The 25,195-nt window shown below is 63.6% G+C and carries 20 protein-coding genes; 5 read left to right on the top strand and 15 right to left on the bottom strand.

Going from position 1 to position 25,195, the window contains the following annotated elements; genetic code table 11:
* Positions 1 to 5 precede the first annotated feature (5 nt).
* From ACYVHT_RS04355 to ACYVHT_RS04345, 3 genes are all read right to left on the bottom strand, one after another.
* Positions 6 to 1,280 carry an SUMF1/EgtB/PvdO family nonheme iron enzyme gene (locus ACYVHT_RS04355; RefSeq protein ID WP_460548350.1) on the bottom strand — a complete coding sequence of 425 codons (1,275 nt, stop codon included), beginning with the start codon at positions 1,278 to 1,280 and terminating at the stop codon, positions 6 to 8.
* Positions 1,281 to 1,349: 69 nt separating this feature from the next.
* Positions 1,350 to 2,396: a PorP/SprF family type IX secretion system membrane protein gene (locus tag ACYVHT_RS04350; RefSeq protein ID WP_460548348.1), complete on the bottom strand. Its 1,047-nt coding sequence runs from the start codon at positions 2,394 to 2,396 to the stop codon at positions 1,350 to 1,352.
* 90 nt (positions 2,397 to 2,486) lie between these two features.
* A complete protein-coding gene (locus ACYVHT_RS04345) occupies positions 2,487 to 3,590 on the bottom strand; it encodes an OmpA family protein (RefSeq protein WP_460548346.1) in 1,104 nt (367 codons plus the stop codon).
* A 441-nt stretch (positions 3,591 to 4,031) separates the two neighbouring features.
* Between ACYVHT_RS04345 and ACYVHT_RS04340 the strand changes: the two genes are divergently transcribed.
* The 5 genes from ACYVHT_RS04340 to ACYVHT_RS04320 all read left to right on the top strand — a co-directional run bounded on the left by ACYVHT_RS04340 (position 4,032) and on the right by ACYVHT_RS04320 (position 12,312).
* Entirely contained in the window at positions 4,032 to 7,058 is a 3,027-nt protein-coding gene (locus ACYVHT_RS04340; protein WP_460548344.1) for an AsmA family protein, read from the top strand.
* A 114-nt stretch (positions 7,059 to 7,172) separates the two neighbouring features.
* Positions 7,173 to 8,018: a DUF4382 domain-containing protein gene (locus tag ACYVHT_RS04335; protein WP_460548342.1), complete on the top strand. Its 846-nt coding sequence runs from the start codon at positions 7,173 to 7,175 to the stop codon at positions 8,016 to 8,018.
* A gap of 228 nt (positions 8,019 to 8,246) precedes the next feature.
* On the top strand, positions 8,247 to 9,260 hold the full coding sequence (locus ACYVHT_RS04330; RefSeq protein WP_460548340.1) for an ABC transporter transmembrane domain-containing protein: 1,014 nt from the start codon (positions 8,247 to 8,249) through the stop codon (positions 9,258 to 9,260).
* Positions 9,253 to 10,614, top strand: coding sequence for an HlyD family secretion protein (locus ACYVHT_RS04325; RefSeq protein WP_460548338.1), 1,362 nt, complete (start codon positions 9,253 to 9,255; stop codon positions 10,612 to 10,614). Before ACYVHT_RS04330 ends, ACYVHT_RS04325 begins: the two co-directional genes overlap by 8 nt.
* Positions 10,615 to 10,761: 147 nt before the next feature.
* Positions 10,762 to 12,312, top strand: a complete 1,551-nt coding sequence (locus ACYVHT_RS04320) for a TolC family protein (protein ID WP_460548336.1) — start codon at positions 10,762 to 10,764, stop codon at positions 12,310 to 12,312.
* Between the two features lie 143 nt (positions 12,313 to 12,455).
* On the opposite strand, the gene ACYVHT_RS04315 is transcribed toward ACYVHT_RS04320, so the two are convergent.
* The 12 genes from ACYVHT_RS04315 to ACYVHT_RS04260 form a co-directional block, all read right to left on the bottom strand.
* Positions 12,456 to 13,064: a thioredoxin family protein gene (locus ACYVHT_RS04315; protein ID WP_460548335.1), complete on the bottom strand. Its 609-nt coding sequence runs from the start codon at positions 13,062 to 13,064 to the stop codon at positions 12,456 to 12,458.
* A gap of 131 nt (positions 13,065 to 13,195) precedes the next feature.
* Positions 13,196 to 14,638: an outer membrane factor lipoprotein domain-containing protein gene (locus ACYVHT_RS04310; RefSeq protein WP_460548333.1), complete on the bottom strand. Its 1,443-nt coding sequence runs from the start codon at positions 14,636 to 14,638 to the stop codon at positions 13,196 to 13,198.
* 211 nt (positions 14,639 to 14,849) lie between these two features.
* The gene (locus ACYVHT_RS04305) at positions 14,850 to 18,005 is read right to left on the bottom strand and encodes an efflux RND transporter permease subunit (RefSeq protein WP_460548331.1); all 3,156 of its coding nucleotides are present in this window, start codon (positions 18,003 to 18,005) and stop codon (positions 14,850 to 14,852) included.
* A gap of 287 nt (positions 18,006 to 18,292) precedes the next feature.
* Positions 18,293 to 19,450, bottom strand: coding sequence for an efflux RND transporter periplasmic adaptor subunit (locus ACYVHT_RS04300; protein ID WP_460548329.1), 1,158 nt, complete (start codon positions 19,448 to 19,450; stop codon positions 18,293 to 18,295).
* Positions 19,451 to 19,487: 37 nt separating this feature from the next.
* On the bottom strand, positions 19,488 to 19,751 hold the full coding sequence (locus ACYVHT_RS04295; RefSeq protein ID WP_460548327.1) for a hypothetical protein: 264 nt from the start codon (positions 19,749 to 19,751) through the stop codon (positions 19,488 to 19,490).
* Positions 19,752 to 19,947: 196 nt separating this feature from the next.
* Positions 19,948 to 20,454, bottom strand: coding sequence for a gluconokinase (locus ACYVHT_RS04290; RefSeq protein WP_460548325.1), 507 nt, complete (start codon positions 20,452 to 20,454; stop codon positions 19,948 to 19,950).
* Between the two features lie 129 nt (positions 20,455 to 20,583).
* The gene (locus ACYVHT_RS04285) at positions 20,584 to 21,954 is read right to left on the bottom strand and encodes a HAMP domain-containing sensor histidine kinase (protein WP_460548323.1); all 1,371 of its coding nucleotides are present in this window, start codon (positions 21,952 to 21,954) and stop codon (positions 20,584 to 20,586) included.
* Positions 21,955 to 22,050: 96 nt separating this feature from the next.
* Positions 22,051 to 22,728, bottom strand: a complete 678-nt coding sequence (locus tag ACYVHT_RS04280) for a response regulator transcription factor (RefSeq protein WP_460548321.1) — start codon at positions 22,726 to 22,728, stop codon at positions 22,051 to 22,053.
* Between the two features lie 167 nt (positions 22,729 to 22,895).
* Positions 22,896 to 23,393: a DinB family protein gene (locus ACYVHT_RS04275; RefSeq protein ID WP_460548319.1), complete on the bottom strand. Its 498-nt coding sequence runs from the start codon at positions 23,391 to 23,393 to the stop codon at positions 22,896 to 22,898.
* A 92-nt stretch (positions 23,394 to 23,485) separates the two neighbouring features.
* Positions 23,486 to 23,944 (bottom strand): DUF6970 domain-containing protein, encoded by a 459-nt coding sequence (locus ACYVHT_RS04270; protein ID WP_460548317.1) that lies wholly within the window; start codon positions 23,942 to 23,944, stop codon positions 23,486 to 23,488.
* Positions 23,945 to 24,030: 86 nt separating this feature from the next.
* Complete coding sequence (locus tag ACYVHT_RS04265; protein WP_460548315.1) at positions 24,031 to 24,438, bottom strand: diacylglycerol kinase family protein; 408 nt, start codon at positions 24,436 to 24,438, stop codon at positions 24,031 to 24,033.
* A complete protein-coding gene (locus ACYVHT_RS04260) occupies positions 24,431 to 25,024 on the bottom strand; it encodes a GNAT family N-acetyltransferase (RefSeq protein WP_460548313.1) in 594 nt (197 codons plus the stop codon). Before ACYVHT_RS04260 ends, ACYVHT_RS04265 begins: the two co-directional genes overlap by 8 nt.
* Positions 25,025 to 25,195: the final 171 nt, after the last annotated feature.

Genomic DNA, 25,195 nt, shown 5'->3' with positions numbered 1-25,195 from the left:
ATCGATTACTTGTTCGAGCCGGCGTTAATCATGGCGCAGCGGAAACCGATGGTCGCCGTCGAAGAATCTTCGGCCATGAAGCGGCGCGTACCGGGCGAGAGCCAGTAGGCCACATCGCGCCACGAACCGCCTTTGTACACGCGCACGTGGTCGTCAATCAGCGACTGGTAGCCCTTCTTGTCATATTTCGACTCGGGGTCACCCACGCCATTGCGACGGAAGGGGTTCAGGTCTTCCACGTCCTGGAACGACAGCGGACGGTACACGTCCTGCACCCACTCGTTCACGTTGCCGGCCATGTTGTAGAGGCCGTAGTCGTTGGGCGGGTACGAGTAGATGTACTCCGTAATCATGGCGCCGTCGTTCAGGCTGCCGGCAATACCGGCGTAGTCACCACGGCCACGTTTGAAGTTAGCCAGGAACTGGCCCTGCTTCTTGCCGTAGGCGTTGCGGGTCGATTTGCCATCCCAAGGGTAGATGCGCTTCTCTTCCTGGTTCTCGTTGCCCACTTCCTGGGTGCCTACGAGGGCCTGCGCGGCGTATTCCCACTCAGCCTCGGTGGGGAGGCGGTAGTTAGGCAGGGTGTTGCCGTTTTCGATGGAAGTCGAGCTTTTGCCGTTGCCGAGGGCACCAGCGGCACCCATCGTGCCTTCGGCGCCAGCAGCAGCATCACCGCCTTTCGATTTTTTCTTGCCAAACAGGCCGCCTTTGCCCGACTTGCTGTCGCCGCCGGCTGCCAGGCGCTCGTTTACTTTCGAGGTACGCCAGGTGCAGTAGTCGTCAGCCTGCAGCCAGCTCACCCCCACCACGGGGAAGTAGCGGAAACCGGGATAGCGCAGATAGTAAGTAACATAAGGGTCGTTGAACGACAGGTCGCGGGCCCACACGGTAGTGTCGGGCAGGGCCGAGCGGTAAAACTCTTCGGCCGAGTCGGTGCGGATAAAGTGCAGGTATTCGAGCCAGTGGATGTTGGCCACTTCGGCTTCGTCCATGTAGAACGAGGCGATGGTCACCGTGCGCTCGATGTTGTCGTGCGTCATGGTCACGTCCTCTTCCTGCGAGCCCAGCACCGTGCGGCCGCCTTCGATGAACACGAGGCCCGGACCTTCGGGAATTTTCTTGAAATCGGCCACCGACATGCCTTTCTCGGTGTTGTATTCGATACCCGTAGTGGAAGAATACTTGCCTGGTTTAGAGGCCGTGGGCTGCCCGTTCTTACCGCAGCTGGATAAGCCCACGAGGCCCACAGCGGCCAAGCACAAATAATTTGTAAATTTCATAACAAAGTTAAAATGAAGATGGGGTCGGAGGATTTAGCAAGCGCAATGAGAACGCAATAATACAATAAATTAAAATGCGGGACAAGGGGCTGCCGGGTAAACACGTCTTTTTAAGCGTCGGTGGGCATTTTCCAGTTTGTCAAATGCGCGCAGCGAGAGCGTGAGTTCGTGGGCGCCGCCCAGGTCGGCGCTCAGGCGGCTCAGGCCCACGTCGTAGCTGTAGCCCAGGCGCAGGCCACCGGCCTGCACGCCCACCACCGCGGCCAGTACGTGCTGGGGGCCAACGCTGCTGGGCAGGGAAATATTGCGGTACACGGCGCCCAGGGTGATGGGGGAAGCCGTGAAATACAGCCCGGTTTCGATGCGGTGCGAGCCGCCTTGCTGCGTATAAGCGGCTACGGGCGTGTAGCTTACCTCGCGGGTGGCAATGCCGGGGCCGGGCTTGAGGGCAAAAAACTTGTAGCCGCCGGAAATAGTGAGCAGCAGCGGCAAATCGCCTTGGGTCCGGAAGCCGAGGTTGGGCTGGTTGAGGTGCTGGCCGGCCAGACTCAGCCAGAATTGGTCGGTGTAGAGCACGGCGCCGGTGCCCAGGCTGAGGTAGTTGGCGGGCGGAAAATCCAGGGATTCGGCCGAGGGGCCGACTACGGTGCCGTCTTCCTGAATCTGGTCGCCAAACACGAAATTATCATATCCAACGCGCTGCCGACCGTAGCTGGCGCGCAGGCCGCCGCTCAGGGCCAGCTTCTCGTTGAGGCGGGTGTGGTAGGCGTAAAGCGCCCCGATTTCGAGGCGGGTGTAGCCCACGGCCCCGCTGCGGTCCTGGTTCACGAGCAGGCCGAGGGCATGGTGCTGGCCAGGCTGGTTCAGGCGAATATCGGCTGCCGTCTGGGCCGTTACGAAGGAGCCGGCAATGCTCGGAAACTGGTTGCGGTAGCTCACCGTGACGCTGTAGTCATCGACCAGGCCCGTGAAGGCCGGGTTGGTGTGCAGGCGCGTGGCAAAGGGCTGGGAAAAGTAAACATCCTGCGCCTGGCCCGTCGCCGCGCTCAGCAGCCCACCGGCCAGCAGGGCGCGCCGCAACCGACGGGCAGAGAACGCAGCATAAATTATCGGCATAATGACCAGAATAACGCTGCCGCAACACGGTTTAGTGCGCAGCCCGGCGAAGGTACGGCCCCTGGCGGAGCCATCGGCTGGCGTGTGGCCTCATTTTTTCACCACCTTCACGCTCAGGCGGCGGTTCATGGCGCGGCCTTCTTCGGTGTCGTTGGCGGCGATGGAGTAGTTGGGACCGTAGCCACGGGCATCGACGCGGCTGGGGCTGATGCCCATCTCAATCAGGCTGGCCCAGGCCGTGCGGGCGCGGGCTTCGCTCAGAGCCTTGTTCACTTTGTAGGTGCCGGTGTCGTCGGTGTAGCCGCCGAGCTTGATGCGGGCCGTGGGGTAGGCGCGGAGCAGGGTAGCCACGTTGCGCAGCTGGCTGAGGGAAGCCGGTGTGAGGGTGGCCTTGCCGGCTTCGAAGTACACACGGTCGAAATTATACCAGCCGTGGGTGAGGTCCACGGTATCGACCTGCATCTGCGGGTCGCTCAGAAAGCGGTAGAGGTTGCTCTCGGTGGAGTTGATGCCCACCCCCGCGATGGTTCCGCCATTGGCCAGCTTAAGCGTGGTCGTGGCACCAGTGTCGTACACGTAGTTGCCGGTTTTGGCATCGTAGTGGCCGGGCACAATAGGGTCGGATACGCGCACCGGCGTAGTGCGGCGCGGATAGCGGGCCGGGCGCGCTGCTACGAGCGCCGGGGGAGCCACGGGGGCTGGCGCGGGCGCCGTAGCTGCAGTGCCGGCCGGGGGCTGCCCGCTTCCGCTGAGCGTAGTGAGCAGTACCGGCCCGCCCACTTCGGCTTCGGGGGCCAGGGCCAGGGTGCCGCTGCTGGCAGGCTCGGGGCTGCGCAGGCGGCCGCTGGCCGACTGCTTGTTGCTGCTAAGCTTATTGAGCGTGACGGTGAAACTGGCCGGCTTGTCTTTTTCCAGAAAGATGTTTTCGACGGTTTGCGACCGGTAGCCGCCCTCCCCTACCCGAATGATGTAGGGGCCGCCCAGGGTCAGGTTGGCCACGGCGAAGCGGCCGTTGGCGTCGGAGGCCGTGGCGTGCTGGGCACCCGAGGGCATGTGAATGACCGTGATGGCCGCTCCCTGCAAGGGCTGCTGGCTGTCGGACTGCACGCTGCCGACGAGGCTCGTGCCCGTATTCTGAGCAAGCGCCGACGTGGCAAGGCCCAACAATAAACCAAAGGGTAGAAAGCGCTTCATGTGCGGAGCAAAATGCCTGGGTGGGAATGAGTTAGGAAACAATTCAAATCCAAAGCTGCTGAGTTTTTCGAACCAGACAGATTTGACAATCAGTGCTTTGTTTGGTAAACTGAAAAGCCGTGCAAGTTGGCAAACGATTAATCAAAATGAGCGGCGGAACGAAAGCCGGGCAAAGATAAAATAAATAAATGGTATGAAAATTTGATAATATTTTATGAATTATTTAATAAAATAACTTTTGCTATATAAGCAAAAGCCCGCCTGGAAATTCGTCGATTACCAATTTCGGTAGTCGGTATAAGGGTAACAAAAAGTGCTTCCATTGGGCCGAAAGCACCGGCGCGCCTCGCAAAGACCCTGGCGTATATCCGAAAAACCTGTGCCGGCGTGGCACGGCCGCAGATGTACTTTTGTTAGAAGTAACTCATTAAAACACCTGCTATGCGAAAGATTCTGTTGGGGTTAGTAGTTTTTGTGGTGGTGCTGGTGGCGGCGCTGGCCGCCGCTCCTTTTCTGTTTAAAGACAAGCTGCGGGCACTGGCCGATAAGCAGATAGCCCAGCGCGTGCGGGCCCAGGTGCAGTACAACCCGGCCGACATCGACGTGAGCCTGCTCCACTCCTTCCCGGATTTGACGCTGGATATCAAAAACCTGCGGGTGATTGGGCTGGACTCGTTCAGCCGCGACACGCTGGCCTACCTGCCCAACCTGCGCGTAGGGCTGGATGTGATGACGGTGATTAAAGGCCAGGAAATCAAGATTAACACCGTGGAGCTGGAGCGGCCCGACCTGAGCCTGCGCCGCCTGAAAAGCGGCCGGGCCAACTGGGACGTGATGATTTCGGACTCGGCCGCGGCGGCCAAGGGCCAGGATACCAGCCAGGTGAGCCTCGCCATCAAGGGCTGGAAGCTGACCGACGGGCATTTGCGCTACGAAGACCTGACCCTGCCTTTCCGCATGGAGGCGCGCGGCGTGAACCACAGCGGCAGCGGCGACTTCGCCAGCAACGTGTTCGACATGACCTCCAAGACCACGGCGGCGGATATGGACGTGACCTACGGCGGCGTGGCCTACCTGACCGATAAGCAGCTGGACGCCGACGTGACGCTGAACATGGACCTGAACAAGAGCCTGTACACGTTCAAGGACAACAAGATTAAGCTCAACGACTTCCCGTTCAGCTTCGCGGGCGCCATCGGGCTGCCGAATGCCACGGACATCACCTACGACATCACCTTCAGGGCGCTGGAAACAGACTTTAAAAACCTGCTGAGTCTGGTGCCGGGCGTGTTTACGGAGAAGTTCAAGAACATCGAAACCAGCGGCAAGGTGGCCTTTGATGGCTACGCGAAGGGCACGCAGACCGCCACCACGCTGCCCGGCTATGGCGTGAACCTGACCGTGACCAACGGCCGCTTCAAGTACCCGGACCTGCCCCGCGAGGCCAGGAACATCAACCTCACGATGAAGGTGGACAACCCCACGGGCGTGACCAACGATGTGAAAGTCAACATTCCCAAATTCCACCTCGACCTCGGCCCCGACCCGGTGGATGGAAACGTGGCCATCGACGGGCTGGACCCGATGAAGGTGGACGGCCACGTGAAAGCCAACGTGAACCTGGCCGAAGCGCTGAAAGTGTACCCGGTGAAGGATTTGAACATGCGCGGCCAGTTCTTCGTGGATGGCACGGCCAAGGGTACTTACTCCAAAACCCAGATGCCGGTGGTGAATGCGGCCATCAAGCTGACGAATGGCTACGTGAAATCGGCCCAGTTCCCGGCCCCGATTGAGAACATTAACCTGAGCGGCACGGTGGTGAACACCACGGGCCAGGTGAACGACACGCAGATTAACCTGCCGCAGTTCCGGATGGTGCTGGAGGGCGAGCCGCTGGAAGGCCGCCTCACGGCGCACAACATCGACAAGCCGGTGTTCGACGCCAACGTGCGCGGCACGGTGGACCTGACCAAGATTACCAGGATTTTCCCGCTGAAAGGCATGACCGTGACGGGCCGCGTGGCCGGCGACATTGCCGCCAAGGGCAACATGGCCGACGTGGAAGCCGGCCGCTACCAGAACGTGGTGGCCAGCGGCACGGTGAAGGCCAACAACGTGACGTACAAGAGCGCCGACCTGCCGCAGGGCGTGAAAATCAGCAACGGCACGGCCACGTTCAACAACAACCAGATTGTGGTGCAGAGCCTGAACGGCACGGCCGGCAGCTCCGATTTCGCGGCCTCGGGCACGGTGAGCAACTACCTGGGCTATTTGTTCACGCCGGGGCAGTCGCTGAAAGGCAACATGACCGTGAACTCGCGCAACTTCAACGTGAACGAGTGGATGGTGGACGAGGTATCGGCCAAGCCGACGGCTACGGCGGGCGCGAAGGCGCCGGCGGCGGCCAACGGCGTGCTGCAGATTCCCAAATACTTCGACCTGGTGCTGAACAGCCACGTCGACAACGTGACCTACGACAACCTGAAGCTGACCAACGCCCAGGGCGTGGTGACGGTGAACGACCAGACGGCCACGCTCAAAAACCTCAAGTTCAACACGCTGGGCGCCAGCTTCGGCACCACGGGCAGCTACAGCAGCAAGGATTTGTCGCACCCGAAATTCAACTTCGGGCTGAACATCGACAACCTGAATTTCCAGAAGGCTTTTGCCGCCTTCAACACCATCAAAACGCTGGTGCCGCTGGCCAGCCAGGTGGAAGGCGTGTTCGGCACCAACTTCAACGTGAGCGGCGAAATGGGGCCCGACATGATGCCGAACCTGGCCACGCTGAGCGGCAAGGGCTTGTTCGACGTGGTGCGGGCGGCCATCAACCAATCGGAGGTGATGACCAAGATTGCCAGCCTGACCACCCTGCCGGAGTTGAAAACGCTGGTGGTGCTGGATAAGAAAATCCAGGCCAACATCGTGAACGGCAACCTGGTGGTGCAGCCCTTCGACCTGACCATTGGCGACGTGAAGATGAACATCGGCGGCTCGAACAGCCTGACCGGCGTGCTCTCCTACATCACGGCCCTGAACGTGCCCACCGGCAAGCTCGGCTCGGCCATGAACAGCAAGCTGACGCAGCTCACGGGCGTGAGCAACATCCAGGGCACCGACCGCGTGACGCTGGGCCTCAACATCGGCGGCACCGTGAAGGCGCCGGTGGTGAAGCTGACCAGCGGCAGCGTGAAAGACCAGGGCAAGGCGCTGGTGCAGAGCGTGGCCAAGCAAAAAGCCCTCGACCTGCTGGGCGTGAAGCCCCGCGCCATCAGCAAGGAAGACAGCATGAAGCGCGCCGGTCAGACGCCGGAAGAAGCCGCGCGGCAGGCCCAGCTCGATAAGCAGCAACAAAAAATTGATGCGGCCAACAAGGCCAAAGAACAGCTGGCCAAAGGCTTCAACAGCCTCTTCAACAAGCCCAAGCCGAAACCGAAGCCAGTGGAACCGGCTGATTCCACGAAGTAATAGGACTGAACAGCGTAGGGCCGGTTTTGGCACTATGGTTGGGAAACGCGGCCCGGCAACCTCCTGGTTGGCCGGGCCGTTTCATGCCCCGTTATTACCCTCAACTATTCCATCATGAAGATTAACCGCCTGTTACCTTTTGCCTGCGCGGCCCTGCTGGGCCTGGCCGGCTGCTCCAAAAGCTCCTCGGAAAATGCCGATGCGGCCAAGCTGGAAGTGCGGCTGATAGACGGCCCCGGCGACTTCAACGGCGTGGTGCTGGACGTGCGCCAGGTGGAAGTGCACCTGAAGGAAGAAAACGACCCCGACGGTTGGAAAACGCTGGGCTTCTCGCCCCAGGCCATCAACGTGCTGGAGTACGTGAACGGCCGCTCGGCCCTGCTGGTGAACGACGATTTCGCGCCCGGCGACCTCAAGGAAATCCGCCTCATTCTGGGGCCCGACAGCTATGTAATTGGCCGCGACGGCCTGCGCTACGACCTGAAAACGCCCAGCGGCCAGACCTCGGGCGTGAAGCTGAAGCTCGATAAGGCCACGCTAAGGGCCCGCGAAACTTTCCAGCTGGTGCTCGATTTCGACGTGGCCAAGTCCATTGTGGAGCGCGGCAACTGGAACCCGGGCAAGGACAGAAAAGAGCGGTATTTGCTCAAGCCCGTCATTCGGGTGGTGGCGCAGGACGTGCGCGGCGGCCTGCGCGGCACCGTGAACCCGGCGGCCACCCGGCCGCAGGTGCTGGCCATCCGGACCACCGGCCTGCTGGCGCCCGACACGGTGAGCACCTGGGCCGATGCCTCGGGCGCTTACCAGATTAACGGCCTGGCGGCCGGCTCGTACCGGGTGGAGTATTTCCCGAGCACGACGGCGCCCGTGGGCCAGCCCGCCTACCACGGCGCAGTGCGCCTGGGCGTGCCGGTGACGAATGACCAGGTGACCGACCTCGGGACGACCAGCCTGCAGTAGTGCCGGCCGCCCGGTACAAAAAAGCCGGCCCACAGTCGTTGTGGGGCGGCTTTTTTATGCAACAAAATTCGGTAAGCAAAAAATTAAAATCAGATTAATGCCTCATTAAAAGGACGTTAATTCGGAAAAAGGCTGCAACAAAGCGCGGTAAACACTCATTTAGTGAGTGAATTTTGCAGTCCGGATTTTCGGGCTGCGCCCCGCATTGTTTCACTTTTACCCTGATTAATGGCTTCACACGCTGGTACTTTGCCGCCGCCCACGCCGTGGCAACGACTGACGCGCATGCTCGACACCGAGCGCAAAACGATTCGTCACATTATCTGGTACGCCGTGGTGGCGGGCATCGTCAGCCTGTCGCTGCCGCTGGGCACCCAGGCCGTTTTTAACCTGGTTTCGACGGGGGCCGTGTTTGGCTCCACCTACCTGCTGATTGCCGTGGTGGTGGGCGGCGTGCTGCTGGCCAGTATCCTGCTCATCGGGCAGCTCACGCTGGTGGAAGCCATTGAGCAGCGGCTGTTTGCGAAAGCCGCCATTGAGTTTGCCTACCGGCTGCCGCGCATCAGGCCCGAGGCCCTGGAAGGCCAGAACCCGCAGGAGCTGGTGAACCGCTTCTTCGACGTGCTCACGGTGCAGAAAGGCCTCACCAAGCTGCTGATTGACCTGATGTTTGCCGGGATGCAGATTCTGTTTGGGGTGCTGGTGCTGGCGTTCTACCACCCCATTTTCATCGCGCTGGGGCTGTTCACCATCATTGCCCTGATACTGATTTACGCGCTGAACTACCGGCGGGCACTGCGCACGAGCATCGAGGAATCGGCCTACAAGTACGAGCTGGTGGACTGGCTGGAGCAGGTGGCCGGCCGCCTGCCCGAAGTACGCACCAACCACGGCGAGGAAGACGCGGCCCTGACCCGCACCGACGAGCTGACCGCTGGCTACCTGCACGCCCGCAACGCCCACTTTCAGGTGCTGAAAACCTACTACGGCTACGCCACCGGCCTGCGCACCATTCTCACGGCCGGCCTGCTGATTGCGGGCACGCTGTTCGTGGTGTCGCGCCAGATGACGCTGGGGCAATTCGTGGCCGCCGAGGTGCTCATCGTGCAAATCAGCGGCTCGATTGAGAAGCTGATGACGGGCGTGGGCACCATTTTCGATATCCTGACGGGGGTCGAAAAAATGGCCGCCGTCACCGACCTGCCCCTCGATTCTCACCAAGCCGCTACCGCCCATGCTTAACCTCTCGAACCAGTCCGTAGCCGAGGAGGTATGGGAGAAAGTGCCCCGGCAGTCGCGCCCCGAGCTGCTGCGCATCAACGGCAGCCGGCGGCTGAGCCGCATTCTGCTGGTGGTGGGCATCCTGTTCCTGATTGCGCTGTTTTTGCCCTGGCGGCAGACCATTTCCGGCACCGGCAGCCTCACGGCCCTTACCCCGGAGGACCGGCCCCAGACCGTGCAGAACCAGATTGCCGGCCGCATCGAGCACTGGAACGTGCGCGAAGGCCAGCTGGTGCGCAAGGGCGACACGCTCCTGACCATCTCCGAAATCAAGGACGAGTACTTCGACCCCAACCTGCCCGAGCGCCTGCGCGAGCAGCTGGCCGCCAAGCGCGCCAACGTGGACGCTTACGGCGCCAAAATAGCCGCCACCGACCAGCAGATTGCCGCGCTGGGTGCCACGCTGCAGGTGCAGCTCGAATCGGCCCGCAACAAGGTGGAGCAGGCCGCCAACTACCTCAACATCGACCGCGCCGACCTGGTGGCGGCCCAGAATTTCTACGAAACCACCCGCGCCCGGCTGGCCCGCTACGAGGAAGGCTACAAAAACGGCCTGTTCTCGCTCACCGACATCGAAACCCGCCGCCTCAAGCTGCAGGAAGACCTGGCCAAGGTGACCTCGGCCCGCAACAAGGTGGCCAGCAGTGAGCAGGCCCTGGCCAACGCCCGCATCGAGCTGAGCAACCTGCGCGCCAAGTACGCGCAGGACGTCGCCAAAGCGCAGTCAGACCGCAGCTCGGCCGTGTCGAGCCGCGCCAGCTCGCAGGGCGAGGTGGCCACCACGCGCAACAAAATCAGCAACGTGGAGGTGCGGCGCGGCCTGTATGTGGTGCGTGCGCCCCAGACCGGCTACGTGGTGCGCGCCCTCAAGGCGGGCATCGGCGAAACCATCAAGGAGGGCGAATCCATTGCCACGCTGCAGCCCGAGGCCCCGCTGCTGGCGGCCGAAATCTACGTGCGGGCCATGGACGTGCCGCTCATTCAGCGCGGGCGGCAGGTGCGGCTGCAGTTCGATGGCTGGCCGGCCATTCAGTTTTCGGGCTGGCCCTCGGCGGCGGTGGGCACGTTCGGCGGCTTCGTGTCGGTGATTGACGTGGTGAGCAGCAGCGGCGGCAAATACCGCCTGCTGGTGCGCCCGGCCCAGCCGCAGGCCGGCGACAAGCGCTGGCCCCGGCAGCTGCGCCTGGGCTCGGGCGTGCAGGGCTGGGTTATTCTGGATTCGGTGCCGGTGTGGTACGAAATCTGGCGGCAGCTCAACGGCTTCCCCCCCACCCTGCAAGCCGAGCCCGACGACGCGCCGGTGAAGGGAAAGTAAGAACGATGTAGGGGCGGGGCTTGCCCCCGCCCGGATGCCTGCGTGGCCTCAACAGTTCCGTTCAACCGAAGGACAGCGAAGCTAACGACGGGCGGGGGCAAGCCCCGCTCCTACATCGCTCTGGTAGTATGAATTCTATAAGTCAAGATGTTATCCATCATATTCAACACATTCTTTCAACCAAACCGCAGCCATCACTGGCCGCTGCTCCTGCTGCTGCTGCTCAGCCTGGCGCGCCCCATCTACGCCCAGGACCCCGCTTTGCCCGCCCGCCGCTCCGGCCTCGAAAAAGCGCCGCTCCAAACCACGCAGCTGGACATGGTGCGGCCCGGCGATACGGCCAAAGTGTTTTCGCTGCAAAACCTGGCCGATTTGGTGTTTGCCAACCACCCCATCGTGAAGCAGGCCGCCCTGCTCTCGGACGAGGCCCGCAGCCAGGTGCTGCAGGCCCGCGGCGGCTTCGACCCCAAGCTGGGTTCCGACTTCCACCGCAAGCAGTTTGGCGGCACCGACTACTACAACAACTGGGGCAACGAGCTGAAAATCCCGCTCTGGCCCGGCGGCATCGACCTGAAAGCCAGTTACGACCGCTACGTGGGCACCTACGTGAACCCCGAAAGCCGCACGCCCGTCAACGGCCTGGCCGGCGTGGGCCTTTCGGTGCCCATCGGGGCGGGGTTGCTGATTGACGCCCGCCGCAGCACCCTGCGCCAGGCCAAAGTGATGCAGAACGCCGCCGAGGCCGACCGCGTGAAGCAGATAAACGAAGTGTGGCTGCAGGCCGCCAAGGACTACTGGACCTGGTACTACACCTACCAGCAGGCCGCCCTCATTCAGGAAGGCGTGGCGCTGGCCGACCGGCGCTTTCAGGGCACCGCCCGCCGCGCCCAGATTGGCGACCAGGCCCCCATCGACTCGGTGGAGGCCCAAATCACGGTGCAGGACCGCCAGGTGCAGGCCGAGCAGCTGCGCGTGGAGCTGCAAAACGCCCGCCTCGTGCTCTCCAACCACCTCTGGACCAAAGACGGCCAGCCCGCCGAGCTGCCCACCTACGCCGCCCCGCAAACTCCCTTGGTCGATAGCGTGAGCCGCGCCGAGCTGCAGCGCCTCGCCGATTTTGCTGCCGCCCAGCACCCCACGCTGCGCAAGCTGGAAGCCAAAATCAGCCAGCTCGGCATCGAGGAGCGGTACCGCCGCGAGATGCTCAAGCCCAAGCTCAACGTGAGCGGCGTGCTGCTCAGCCAGGGCGATTTTTACCGCTCGGAAGTGCCCTCCTACTACAATTTCGGGATGGACAACTACAAGGTGGGCGTCGATTTCGCCTTTCCGCTGTTTCTGCGGGCCGAGCGCGGCAAGCTGCAGTACACCCGCATTCAGGTGAAGGAAACCACCCTGGAGCGCCAGCAAAGCCAGCGCACCATCGTCACGCAGGTCAACACCGTGTACAACACGCTGCGGGCCTACGAGCGCCAGCTCGCCCTCCAGGCCCAGACCATTGCCAATCAGCGCAAGCTGCTGCAGGCCGAGCTGCAGAAGTTTGAGCTGGGCGAAAGCACCATCTTCCTCATCAACGCCCGCGAAACCAAGCTCATCGACCTGCGCATCAAGCAGGAAAGCCTGCGCTCCAGCTACGAAAAGTCGCGCGCCGAGCTGTACTACTACGCCGGCACGCGGTCGGTGGATGTGGTACAGAAATAGCCGGGCATTTTAGCGAAAGCCCGTCATGCCGGTTCCTACTAGAGCCGTTTTCAGGTCCATGTACACGTAGCGCGAACTTTGTAGTTCGCGTCACAATCGACTGGCACCAGCAACGGTACACGGAACTGAAAACCGCTCTAAATTTACTCTAACCGCTGCACCAGTGCCAGCAGCTCCTGCTGTGTGGTGCGGGTAGCGTCCTGCGCGTACCAGCCGTGGAGCTGGGCGGCCAGCTCGGCAAACGGCACTTCGCGGGTCTTCAGGTCCTGAAACAGGGCCTGGGCCGGGGCCGGGCGCGGGCCCCACACGGCCGCTTCGGTCAGCGAATCGGCGTGGAGCACGACGGTCATCGGGATGGCCCGGCCGCCGTTGGTGAGGTAGCGGTCGATGAGCCCGGGGTTGGCATCGCGCAGGAAATAGCGGGTTTCGAGGCGGCCGCCGCTGGCCTGGGCCACGGCTTCGATGACGGGCACAAGCTGGGCCGCATCGCCGCACCAGCCTTCGGTGATGACCACCCAGATGTAGCGCTGCTGCAGCTGCCGCGCGGCGGCCTGCAGCTCGGGCAGCACGGCAATGGTGGGCGTGAGGCCGTCCATGCGCTCCTCGTTTTCACGGTAGTAGGGCAGCATTTTGGCCAGGCGCGGGTCGGGCTCGCCGGCCAGCAGGGCGCTGATTTGCCGGCGGTAGGCAGCGTAGGAAAGTCCGGTGGCGAGTTGTTCGGGAGAGAGTACGGGGGCGAGACTGGCTGACATAAATGCGGCGTCGATAAACAGGAAAACCGCGCCCATAACAGCCGAAACCGTGAAATGTGAGGGCCGGCCCCGGCAATCCGGCGGCGTAGCAACTCACCTCCGGCGCCAGCCCTCCCGTTTCACCGGCGGGCTTACTGCCAGCCGCCGCCCAGGGCCCGGTACAGGTTCACGCTTTGCAGCAGCAGCGCCTGGCGGGCATCGGCGAGGCTCAGCTCGGCTTCGAGCACGCTGCGCTGGGCGGTAATGACTTCGAGGTAAGACGCGTAGCCGGCCACAAACAGGTCGTTGGCCGTGGCTACGCCGCTTTGCAGCTGCTCTACCTCACGGGCGCGCAGGTCGGCTACGGACTGGAAGTTTTGCAGGCCCTGCAGGCCCACCACCACTTCGCGGAAGCCGGTTTGCAGCGCCTGCTGGTAGCGGTAGTAGCCCTCGTAGTTGTTGGCCACGGCCTCGCGGAAATCGGCGCGATACTGGGCGCGGTTGAGGATGGGGCCAGCCAGGCCGGCCACGGCGCCATACACGATTGAGGTCGGGTTGAGCAGCTGGCTGGAGGTGAAGGAATTGAGGCCGACGTAGGGCGTGAGCGTGAGCGAAGGCAGGAAGGCGGCGCGGGCGGCGTCCACGTCGGCGGTGGTGGCGCGGAGCTGGAGCTCGGCCTGGCGCACGTCGGGGCGGCGCAGCAGGGCCGTGGCGGGCAGCCCGGCCGACAGCCGCGTGGGCAGGCCCGACTGGCTGGGCAGCGCCGGCCCGCGCCGGATGGGCTGCGGGTAGCGCCCCAGCAGCTGGTTGAGCTGGGTTTCGGTTTCGACGATGCGCTGGCGGGTTTCGTAGGCCAGGCTTTCGGTGCGCAGGGCTTGCGCGGCAAACTGCTGCACGGCCAGCTGCGTGACGCGCCCGGCCTCTTTCTGCACCTTAATCAGCCGCAGCCCCTCCTGCTGAAAGCGGGCATTGCGGAGCAGAATGGCCAGCTGGTTGTCCAGCGTCAGCAATTCGTAGTAGGCGCGGGCCACGTCGGCCACCAGGTTGGTCACCACCAGGTTGCGGCCCTGCTCGGAGCCCAGCACGCGCAGGTAAGCGGCCTTGCGGCGGCTCCGCAGCTTGCCCCAGAGGTCGATTTCCCAGGAGCTGCGCAGGCCCACAAAAAAGTCGGGCGTGAGGGTGGTGGGCACCCGCTGGTCGCCGTTGATGTTCTGCGAAAAGTTGGTGTCGTAGTTGCCCACGCCGGTCATGGTGTACTTGCCGTAGTGGTCGAGCGCGGCGGTGCCGGTGGCCGTCACGGTCGGGAACAGTGCCCCGCGCCGGGCCAGGTACTGCGCCTGAAACACCTCCACGCGCTGCACGGCCACTTTCAAATCGAGGTTCTGCTGCAGGGCCGTGTCGATGAGGCCGGCCAGCGCGGGGTCCTGGAAAAACTGCCGCCACGGGGTGCTGCCCACGCTCAGGGTATCGGTGGCGGGCGTAGGCTGGTTGAAAGCTTTGGGCGTGGCGGGGCTGGCAGCGGGCGCGTCGGGCGCGGCCACGCGGCAGCCGGCGGATAGGGCGAGGATGGAGAAAAAGGCGGGGAGAAAGCGCATGGATTGGTCGTTCTGGCGGTTCGCCTCACCCCCCCGGCCCCCTCTCCGGTGGAGCGGGGGAGCCACGGCGGCGCGGGCGATGTAGCGCGGACTTTTAGTCCGCGCGTGGGTTATCTATTCGGGCAACTCGCGGACTAAAAGTCCGCGCTACAAATCATCAGGCTTCCCCTCTCCACCGGAGAGGGGGCCGGGGGGCGAGGCCCCCGTTAGGTCAATGCGCCACCAGCTCCGGTTCCGCTACCACCGCCGCATCAGCCGCCAGGTTCTTCGGCTTCTCGAAGCTGGCAAACAGCACGTACAGCCCCGGAATCAGCACCATGCCGAAGACGGTGCCAATGAGCATGCCGCCCGCCGCCGCCGTGCCGATGGAGCGGTTACCCAGCGCCCCGGCCCCGTCGGCAATCACCAGCGGAATCAGCCCGGCAATGAAGGCAAACGACGTCATCAGGATGGGGCGCAGGCGCGACACGGCGCCCTGCACGGCGGCCTCCAGCACGGTGGCCCCGGCGCGGCGGCGCTGCTCGGCAAACTCGATGACGAGGATGGCGTTTTTGCCCAGCAGGCCGATGAGCATCACCAGCGCCACCTGGGCGTAGATGTTGTTTTCGAGCCCCAACAGCTTGAGGCTGAGGAAAGCGCCAAATACGCCGGTGGGCAGGCTCAGCAGCACGGGCAGCGGCAGCAGCAGGCTTTCGTACTGGGCGGCCAGCAGCAGGTACACGAAGATGAGCACCACGCCGAACACGTACAGGGCCTGGTCGCCGCTCAGGATTTGCTCGCGCGTCATGCCGCTCCACTCGTAGCTGAAGCCTTTGGGCAGCACCTTGGCCGCCACCCGCTCGATGGCCGAAATGGCGTCGCCGGAGCTGTGGCCGGCGGCGGCGTCACCGTTAATCATGGCCGAGGTGTACATGTTGTAGCGCGTGAGCTGGTCGGGGCCGAACACGCGCTCCAGCTTCACGAAGGTGGAGAAGGGCACCAGCTCGCCGCGGTTGTTTTTCACGTGCAGGGCCAGCAGGTCGTCGGGGCGGCCGCGGTATTCGGGGCCGGCCTGCACCATCACCTTGTACATCTGGCCGAAGCGGATGAAGTTGGAGGCGTAGTAGCTGCCCAGCAGCGTTTGCAGCGTGCTCATGGCCTGGTCCACGGTCACGCCCTTCTTGGCGGCCATGTCCTGGTCGACGTGGATGAGGTACTGCGGGAAGTTGGGGTCGAAGCCGGTGAAAGCGCCGTTGATGGCCGGCTCCTTTTGCAGCGCGGCCAGGAAGGTTTTGGAGGCCTGGGCCGTCTTCTGCAGGTCGCCGCTGCCCGACTTGTCCAGCAGGCGCAGCTCAAACCCGCTGCTGTTGCCGAAGCCCGGCACCGTGGGCGGCGGCAGAAACTGAATGTCGGCGTCGGCGATGCCTTTCGTCTTGGCTTCCAGCTCCTTGATGAGCTCGCTCACCGACTGCTCCCGCTCGTCCCAGCCCTTGAGGTTAATCATGCCCATGCCGTAGCTGGAGCCGGCCGCGTCGGTCACCAGGCTGTAGCCGGCCAGGGTCGACACCGACTCCACCGGCTTGAGTTTTTGGGCAATGCGCTGCACCTGGGCCAGCACGGCCTCGGTGCGCTCCACGGTGGCGCCGGCGGGCGTGGTCACGTTGATGTATACCATGCCCTGGTCCTCCGTCGGGATGAAGCCCGAGGGCAGCACCTTGCTGATGCCCCAGGTGGCCCCGAAAAACAGCAGCAACCCCGCCAGCGTCACCACGCGGCGGCCGGCAATGCCGCCCAGCAGGCGCTGGTAGCCGCCGGCCAGCTTCTCGTACCGGTTGTTGAACCCCTTGAAAAACCGGCCCAGCAGGCCCGTCCGTTCGCCTTCGTGGGGCTTGAGCATGAGGGCGCATAGGGCCGGCGTGAGCGTCACGGCGTTCACGCCCGAAATGACGATGGCAATGGCCAGCGTGAGCGAAAACTGCCGGTAGAACACGCCCACCGGCCCGTCCATGAACGACACCGGAATAAACACCGCCGACATTACCAGCGTGATGGCAATCAGCGAGCTGCTGATTTCGTGCATGGCTTCGAAAGTGGCACTGCGGGCGTCCATGTGCTTCTCCTCCATCTTGGCGTGCACGGCTTCCACCACCACAATGGCGTTATCGACCACAATGCCGATGGCCAGCACCAGCGCGAAGAGCGTGAGCAGGTTAATGGAAAAGCCCAGCATCTGCATGAAGGCCAGCGTGCCGATGAGGGCCACCGGCACGGCCAGCGCCGGAATCAGCGTGGAGCGCCAGTCCTGCAAAAACAGGTACACGATGAGGAACACCAGCAAAAACGCCTCCACCAGCGTGCGCAGCACCTCGTGAATGCTGGCGTCGAGGAAGCGCGACACGTCGTAGGCAATGCTGTACTTCATGCCAGGCGGGAAGCTGGTTTTCTGCAGCTCGGCCATGCGGGTTTTCACGTTTTCGATGACCTCGCTGGCGTTGGAGCCGGGCCGCTGCTTGAGCATGATGGCCGCCGAGGGCTGCCCGTCGTTCTTCGACGACATGCCGTAGGTGAGCGAGCCAAATTCCACGTCGGCCACCGCCTTCAGGCGCAGCACCGAGCCGTCGGGGTTCGAGCGGATGACGATGTTGCGGTACTGCTCCGGCTCGAACAGCTTGCCGGTGTAGCGCAGCACGTACTGCAGCTGCTGGGCCTTGCCGCCCGAGCTTTCGCCCGATTTGCCGGGGGCCGCCTCCACGTTCTGGGCCCGGATGGCCTGCACGATTTCATCGGTGCCCACCTCATACGCCGCCATGCGGTCGGGCTTCAGCCACACCCGCATCGAGTATTCCCGCGAGCCCATAATCTCGGCGAAGCCTACGCCGTTGATGCGCTTGAGCTCCTGCAGGATGTTGATATCGGCGAAGTTGTAGATGAACTTCTCGCCCGCCGACTTGTCATCGCTCGTGATGTTGAGGTAAAGCAGCATGGAGTTCACCTCCTTCTCCGTCGTCACGCCGGCCTTGATGACTTCCTCGGGCAATTCGTCAAGAATGGTCGTCACGCGGTTTTGCACGCCCACGGCGGCCAGGTCGGGGTCGGTGCCCACCTCAAAAAACACGGTGATGAGCGTGATGCCATTGTTCGAGCTCACCGAGTTCATGTAGGTCATGCCCGGCACGCCGTTGATGGCGCGCTCCAGCGGCGTGGCCACGGCCTTGGCGCACACCTCGGCGTTGGCCCCGGTGTACTTGGCCGTGACGGTCACGGAGGGCGGCACGATGTCGGGAAACTGCGTGATGGGCAGCGTGAACAGCGCCAGCCCGCCCAGCAGCACCAGAAAAACGGAAATCACCAGCGAGAGAATCGGCCGGCGGATGAAGATGTCGAACATGAATCAGGGTTCTTGCCTCCGGCCGGTCCGACGGCGTAGCCGTCCGACCGGTTGTCGTGAGGTTCGGTGTAGTTGTCGTTGAGGTCGTTGAAGTGCTACGGGCCTACTCGGCGCTTGTGGCAACCGGTCGGACGGCTACGCCCTCGGACCGGGGCAGCGTTGCGCAGAAGGTGCTGCAGAGCGCAGCGAAGCATCTCGCCGGGTTTGGCAATCAGGGCCGGTGCAACGACGCGGGCCAGATGCTTCGCTACGCTCTGCAGGACGTTCCTGGGAAGGATTACAGCGCGTTATTGGGCCGCCACGGCGGCCGTATCCAGCAGCACCGCTTTGGGGGTGATTTTCTGTTGGTCGTGCAGCTCCGGCGCACCTTCGTACACCACCCGCTCGCCGGGTTTCAGGCCGTCCTTCACCACGTAGAAATCGCCGAGGCGCGTGTAGGGCGTGAAGCTGCGCGTATGCGTAGTGCCGTGCTGGTCCACCACGTACACGAAGTTTTTGTCCTGAATCTCGAACACTGCCTTTTGCGGCAGCAGCAGCGCCGCCGGCAGCTGGTCGGTCAGGCGCACCTTGCCCGAGGCACCGTGCTTGAGCAGGCGGTCGGGGTTGGGGAAGCGGGCGCGTAGGGCAATGGAGCCGGTGTTGGGGTTGAACTCGCTTTCCGCCGTTTCGATGTGGCCCACCAGCGGATACAGCTCGCCATTGGCCAGCGTGAGGCGCACCGAGTCGGAGTGCAGCTCGGGGTGCTCGCGGCGGGCCTTGTTGTAGTTCATAAAGCTGCCCTCGGCCACGTCGAAATAGGCAAACACGGCGCTCAGGTCCGACACCGTGGTGAGCAGCGTGCCTTCTTCCACCACGCTCCCCATTTTCAGCGGAATGCGGTCAATCACGCCATCGAAGGGGGCCCGCACCAGCGTGTAGCTCAGGCTGAGGCGGGCGGCGGCCTCGCCGGCGCGGGCATCGGCCACGCGGGCATCGGCCTCGTGTATCTTGCTGGTCGAGAGCTTTAACTCCGATTTAGCGATGACGTTCTTGTCCACCAGCAGCTTCACCCGGTCGCTTTCCACGCGCACGGCGGCGGCCTGGGCCTGGGCGCTGGCCACGGCGGCCTGGGCTTGGCTCAGGCGGTTGCGGTAGGCGCTGGCGTTGATGCGGAACAGCGGCTGGCCCTTCTTCACGGGCTTGCCTTCGTCCACGTAAATGTGCTCCAGGAAGCCCGCCACCTGGGCGCGCACTTCCACGTTGCGCACGGCCTGCACGTCGGCCACGTAGTCGCGGTGCAGGCTCTGGTTGGAGATGGCCAGCGTCACCACCGGCACCTCGGGCGGGGTTTCCACGGTGTCTTTTTCGGCCTTGGCCGAGCAGCCGCTCAGGCCGCTGGCCAGCAGTCCGGCCGCTGCGGTCAGCGCAAACGAATGAAGAAAAGTGCGGCGCAAAAAGGAGTTCATGGGGGTTGAGAATGAGCAGGCAAAAGCCGCCGGCCCGTTAGTGGGTCGTGGCCGTGGGGATGGTAGCGGGCAATTCGGGGTGCAGCGCCAGGAGGCTGTCCTGCTGCTGGTGGTCGGCCTGGCAGCGGGCCAGCAGGCGCTGCGTCATGCGCAGGTCGGCTTCGGTGGCCTGCAGGTCTTCGTAGTCGAGGGCCAGCGTGGGCTGGTTAAACAGCAGAAAAGCATTGAGCCCCAGCGACAACAGCAAGGCCCCCGCGAGCAGCGCAACCAGAAAATTGAGGGGCCGAATGGGGGTGGGCATAGGCGTTTGCGGTAGTGGCAACTGCCCGCAAAGGACCCCCGGCAACATTAAAACGGTGTGAGAACCGTATTAGAATACATGAAAACGGCGCGGACGACGAGACGCAACCACGCGTCTCGTCGTCCGCGCCGTTAGGTAATTTCTGGCGTTGTCGCTCAACGCAAGCTCTTCAACGACGGGGCGCAACCAGGCGTCTCTACCTCGTTCCCACGGCCGGGTCTTTTTTTAGCGCCGCCACCACCTCAGCCACCAGCTCCTCCGGCGTGTGCTCAATGGAAAGCCGCAGCGCATACGCCGGCCGCTCCAGCGTCGCCAGCTGCGAATCGAGCATGTTGGAGTGCATGTAGTGGCCCTTGCGGGCGCCCATGCGCTCCAGCAGCAGCGCTTTGGGGCCGTCGAGAAAAATCCAGTGCAGCGGCTCCTTCGACTGGCTTTGCAGCGTGGTGCGGTATTTCTCCTTCAAAGCGGAGCAGGCCAGTACGGCCCCGCCGGCCTGCTCCCACTCACTTAGTTTGGTGGCCAGGGTGTTCAGCCAGTCGCGCCGGTCGTCGTCGGTGAGGGGCGTGCCGTGGGCCATCTTGTCGATGTTGGCCTGCGAGTGGAAGTCGTCGGCATCGTAAAAGGGCAGGTTGAGTTTTTGGGCGAGCTGCTCGCCCACCGTTGTTTTGCCGCAGCCCGAAACCCCCATGACGATGAAACTCATACCTGCCTGTTTTTTGAAGAAATAATGCCCTGAAGACAAGGCTACCCGGAAAATGTTGAGCCGCCGGTTTTGCCCGCGGTAGTTGCTTTACGCAAGGTTGAGCGTAATGGCCATGCCCAAAACGCCGCCCTACGCCGCCGGCAGCCACACCGTAGCCGTGGTGCCCTGCCCCACGGCCGATGCCAGCTCCAGCCGGCCGCCGTGGCGCTGCACAATGCGCTGCGTGAGCGGCAGCCCCAGGCCGTAGCCCGGCCGGCCCACCGCCCCCGCCGCCCGGTACAGCGGCTCGTAGATGCGGCCCAGCTCTTCCGGGCTGAGGCCCGGCCCGACATCCGTTATCCGCACGCGCAGCGTGGCCGGGCCTTCGTAGCCCAGCTCGGCCAGCACCGGGCCGGCCGAATATTTGCCGGCGTTGTCCAGCAGGTTCAGCAGCGCGGTGGTGAGCAGCTCGGCGTTGCCGGGCACCATGAAAACATCGGTTTCGGCCTCGGCCGGGAGCGCACCAAACGCGAGGCGAAACTCCCGGCCCGGAAACTTGGCGCGCACAAAGCCCAACGCCTGGTTCAGGCACTCATCCAGGCGCACAGGCTCGAATTCGGGCAGGGTGCCATCCACCTTGGCCAACGACAGCAAGCTGCTGGTGAGGCCGGTCAGGTGCTGCGCCGCTTCCAGGGCCTGCGTCAGGCTCTGTCGCGCTTCGGGCAGCGACGTGTCGTAGGCCAGGGCCGTTTCGAGGGTGCCGGTGAGGGTGGTGAGGGGCGTGCGCAGCTCGTGCGAGGCGTGGGCGAGAAAGCTCTTTTGCGCCTCAAACGCCTGCTCCAGCCCGGCCAGCATCTTGTTGAAGACGTGGGCCAGCTGGGCCAGCTCATCGCGCCCGTTGCCTTCCGACAGCCGCCGGCCCAGGCTGGTGGCCGAAATGCGCCCCGCCTGCCGGCTGATGCGCGCCACCGGGGCCAGCGCCGCGCCCGCAAAGTACCAGCCCGCCAGAATGGTGAGCGCCAGCGCCCCCACATTGCCCACCAGCAGCAGCAGGCCCAGCTGCTGCAGCCGCACCCAGCCCGGCACGTCCTCGGCCGACACGAAAATGTGGTACGGCTCGCCCTCGTGCCGGTACACGGTGCCCACTGCCTCGCGCCGCCCGATTGTCGTAAAGTTCACCAGCGGCGTGGTTTGCAAAGCGCCCAGGCGCGTCCGGTTGGGCTCCTGGTCGATGCTGTCGGAGCTGCTGAAGCGCAGGGCCCCATCGGGGCCGTAGATGCTGATTTGCTCATCCGGCAGCGTCAGAATATCGTTTCGGCGCAGGCTGCCGAGCTCGCCGGTTTCGAGCTTGCCCGTGCGCACCAGCAGCCGCGAGGCCAGCCCGGCGCTGGTTTCCAGCCGGTGCGCGAAGCGCTGCGCCCGCGTGCTGGCATTGAAGTAGTAGATAAACGCCGAGAAGCTGACCTGAATAGCCAGCACCAGCAGCGTAAAGCGCAGCATCAGCTTGTTGCGAATCAGCATCTTATTGAGTAGTTAGTGGTGCTTGAGCAAGACCGTCATGCTTCGGCTGCGGCTGCGCCTTCGCTTAGCGCGGCCATTTTTTCAATGCGCTTCTTCCTACCCCTCCCGCATCACATAGCCCATGCCCACCACCGTATGAATGAGCTTGGGCGAGAAATCCCGGTCCAGCTTCTTGCGCAGGTAGCTCACGTACACGTCAATCACGTTAGTGGTGGTGTCAAAATCCAGGTCCCAGACGCGCTCCGCAATATCGACGCGCGAGATGACGCGGCCCCGGTTGCGCAGCAGGTGCTCCAGCAGGGAGTATTCGCGGGTGGTGAGGTCGATGCGCTGGCCGGCGCGGCGCACGGTTTTGGCGTCGAGGTCGAGCACGAGGTCGGCCATGCGCAGCTCCTGGCGCTGGCCGGCGGCGGCGGCGTAGCGCTGGGTGAGGGCGCGGGCCCGCATCAGCAGCTCCCTGAACTCGAACGGCTTGACGAGGTAGTCGTCGGCCCCGGCGGCGAAGCCGGCTTCCTTGTCGTCGAGGCTGTCGAGGGCGGTGAGCAGCAGGATGGGCACCAGCCGGCTGTTGGCGCGAATGCGCTGGCACAGCTCCACGCCGTTTAGGTAAGGCAGGTTGATGTCGAGAATAACCAGGTCGTAGGGCTGCTGCTCGTAGAGCGACCAGCCGGTGCGGCCGTCGTAGGCCACGGTCACGTCGTAGCCTTCGTGCTCGAAGCCCTTCTTCACGAATGAGGCCAGTGGCGGCTCGTCTTCAACCAGCAGAATTTTCATGGATGTAGATTTCCCCTGCTATACGGCAATGGTCCGCAATCAGAACAGGCAGCCCAAAGCTACGCGCCGGGCTGCCTGTTGGGTATGCGGTGGAGACGCATCCCTGCGTCTCGTCGTTGAACGGAATCGTGGGCCCGGCGCGGGCCGTGAGCCACAGCTACGCGCCTCTACAGCTGCGGCTGCACCTGCCCGCTCTGCTCGCGGCAATAGGTGATGAAGTCGGAGTTGATGGGCTCCAGGCCGCCTTCGCGCATGCGGGTGGCCACCTGGCCGCGGTGGTAGCTGGCGTGCATCACGGCATGGGTCAGGATGTCGCTCACCTGCGAGTCGAAGGCGTCGCCCTGCGAATTGGTGTATTGGATGTGGCGGGTCAGCTCGGCTTCGTCGTGCTGGGCCTGGGCGCAGAGGTCGGCCAGGCGCTGGGAGGTTTGCTCGTGCCAGTGGTGCAGGCCGGCCAGGTCGTGCTCCTGCCACACTTTCACGGGGCTTTGCGTGCCGGTGAGGCGGGCAATCCAGATGGCCTGGGCGTTGAGGAGGTGGCTGAAAATGCGCAGCGCGGGCTGGGGAGCCTCTTTGCCGGCCGCCACCGACGAATCGAGGCGGCGCAGCAGGGTTTCGTTGGCCCAGACGTTGAAAGCGCCGAGCTTGGCAATGGTGTCAATCATTTTAATGGTAAGTTATAAAGTATGAGTTATGAATTATGAGCTCCAACCACGACCACCCAACAAGGCAATTCATAACTCATCATTCATCATTCTTATCGGGGGTCTTGCCAGACCAGTTTCTCGTTCCTTTTGTTTTTATCGAAGTCGCGGCACTTGCCGTCGCCCTTGCCGGTAATGCCCCCGTCGGGCTGGCAGATGAGGTTGCCTTTGGTGTCGAATACCTGCGAATACTGGTCGCAGCACGGGGCCGATTGGTAGTACACCGTCTGGCCCTCGTACTCGTAGCGGAAAATGCGGATAATGGGGTTGCGCTTGCGCTCGGCCAGTACCGCCGCAATGCGCTGCTTCAGCCACTGCGGCCGGGCCGTGGTGTCGGTGACGAGGACGCGGGCATACACCGGGTCCACGGTGTTGGCGCTGGTGGGGGCGGGCGTGTCGTTGCCGGCCACGTTGGGGCCTTCGGGCGGGGTAGTGGGCGTGGTCACGCTCACCTGATTGTTGGCGCAGGCCGTGGTGAGCAGCAGGGAAGCGGCAAGGAAAAGCAAACGCATGGTTCGGAAAAAAAGCAGCTGCCGACAACCGGCCCGCCAGCTATGGGTACGCCCCGCACGGGCAATGGTTCAGATTGGGCGGTGTTTCAAAGCGGAAAAATCTTGGGAATGAACACCAGCCCGCCCACCACCAGCGCCCCAATGGCCGCCAGCAGCACCGCGCCGGCCGCCACGTCCTTGGCCTTGCCCGCCAGCGGATGAAAGCCCGGCGAGGCCAAATCGGTGAGGGCCTCAATGGCCGTATTCATCAGCTCGGCCGCCCACACGCAGGCCACCGCAAGGGCCACCAGCGCCCATTCCAGCCGCGCAATGCCGTAGTAAAACCCCAGCCCCATCACCACCACCGTGGCCACGGCGTGAAAGCGCAGGTGCACCTCCGAGCGCAGCGCCGCCCACACGCCCCGAAAGGCGTGGCCGAAGCTGGCCACGCGCCGCCGCCACAGCCCCTCGGGCGGCCGCAGGCGCTCGGGGTTGGGAGAGTCGGGCTCAGCCACGGGCTTCGTATTCCTGAAAAACGGTTTGGCGCAGCCCCGACCAATCGGACCGGATGATGCTGAAAATGACCGTGTCGCGGCGCAGGTTGCCCTGCGTGAGGCGGTGGCTGCGCAGCGTGCCTTCCTCGGTGGCGCCCATGCGGGCCATGGCCGTGCGCGACTTGTGGTTGCGCGAATCCGTTTCCAGCTCCACCCGCTCGCAGCCCAGCTGGCAGAAGGCGTGGCTGAGCAGCAGGTGCTTGCAGGCCCGGTTCAGGCCCGAGCGCTGAAACCGGGTGCCCACCCAGGTGTAGCCGATGCTCAGGCGCTGGTCGGGCTCGGCCACGTTGTAGTAGCTGGTGCTGCCGGCCAGCTCGCCGGTTTCGCGGTCGATGATGGCAAACGGGTAGCGCCGGCCCTGCTGCCGGTCTTCCACGGCCTGCCGGATGTAGGCCGCCAGGCTCACCGCGTCGTCGCCCCGCGTGAGGGTATATCGCCACAGCTCGGCATCGAAGGCCACGGCTTTGAGGGCTTCAAAATCGGTGAGCTCCAGCGGGCGCAGGCGCACGCGGCTGTTTTCGAGAACGATGGGGGCGGAAAAGTCCATTGCAGAGCGAAGTGGGCGGGATTGGAGCCGCAAAGTTGCCTTCAAAAAATGTATCTGCTCTCTCCGGCTCCAGGAACAGGAGGCGGGCAAGCGGGGAGGAGCTAAAAAGTGAAGGCGATTGAATGATGTATGTACATAAAATGTATGTACATTTGAATGTTGGTTCACGAG

The organism is Hymenobacter daeguensis (assembly GCF_054780555.1).
The sequence above is the reverse complement of the archived record's forward strand: the minus strand, read 5'-3'. Positions and strand labels throughout refer to the sequence as shown.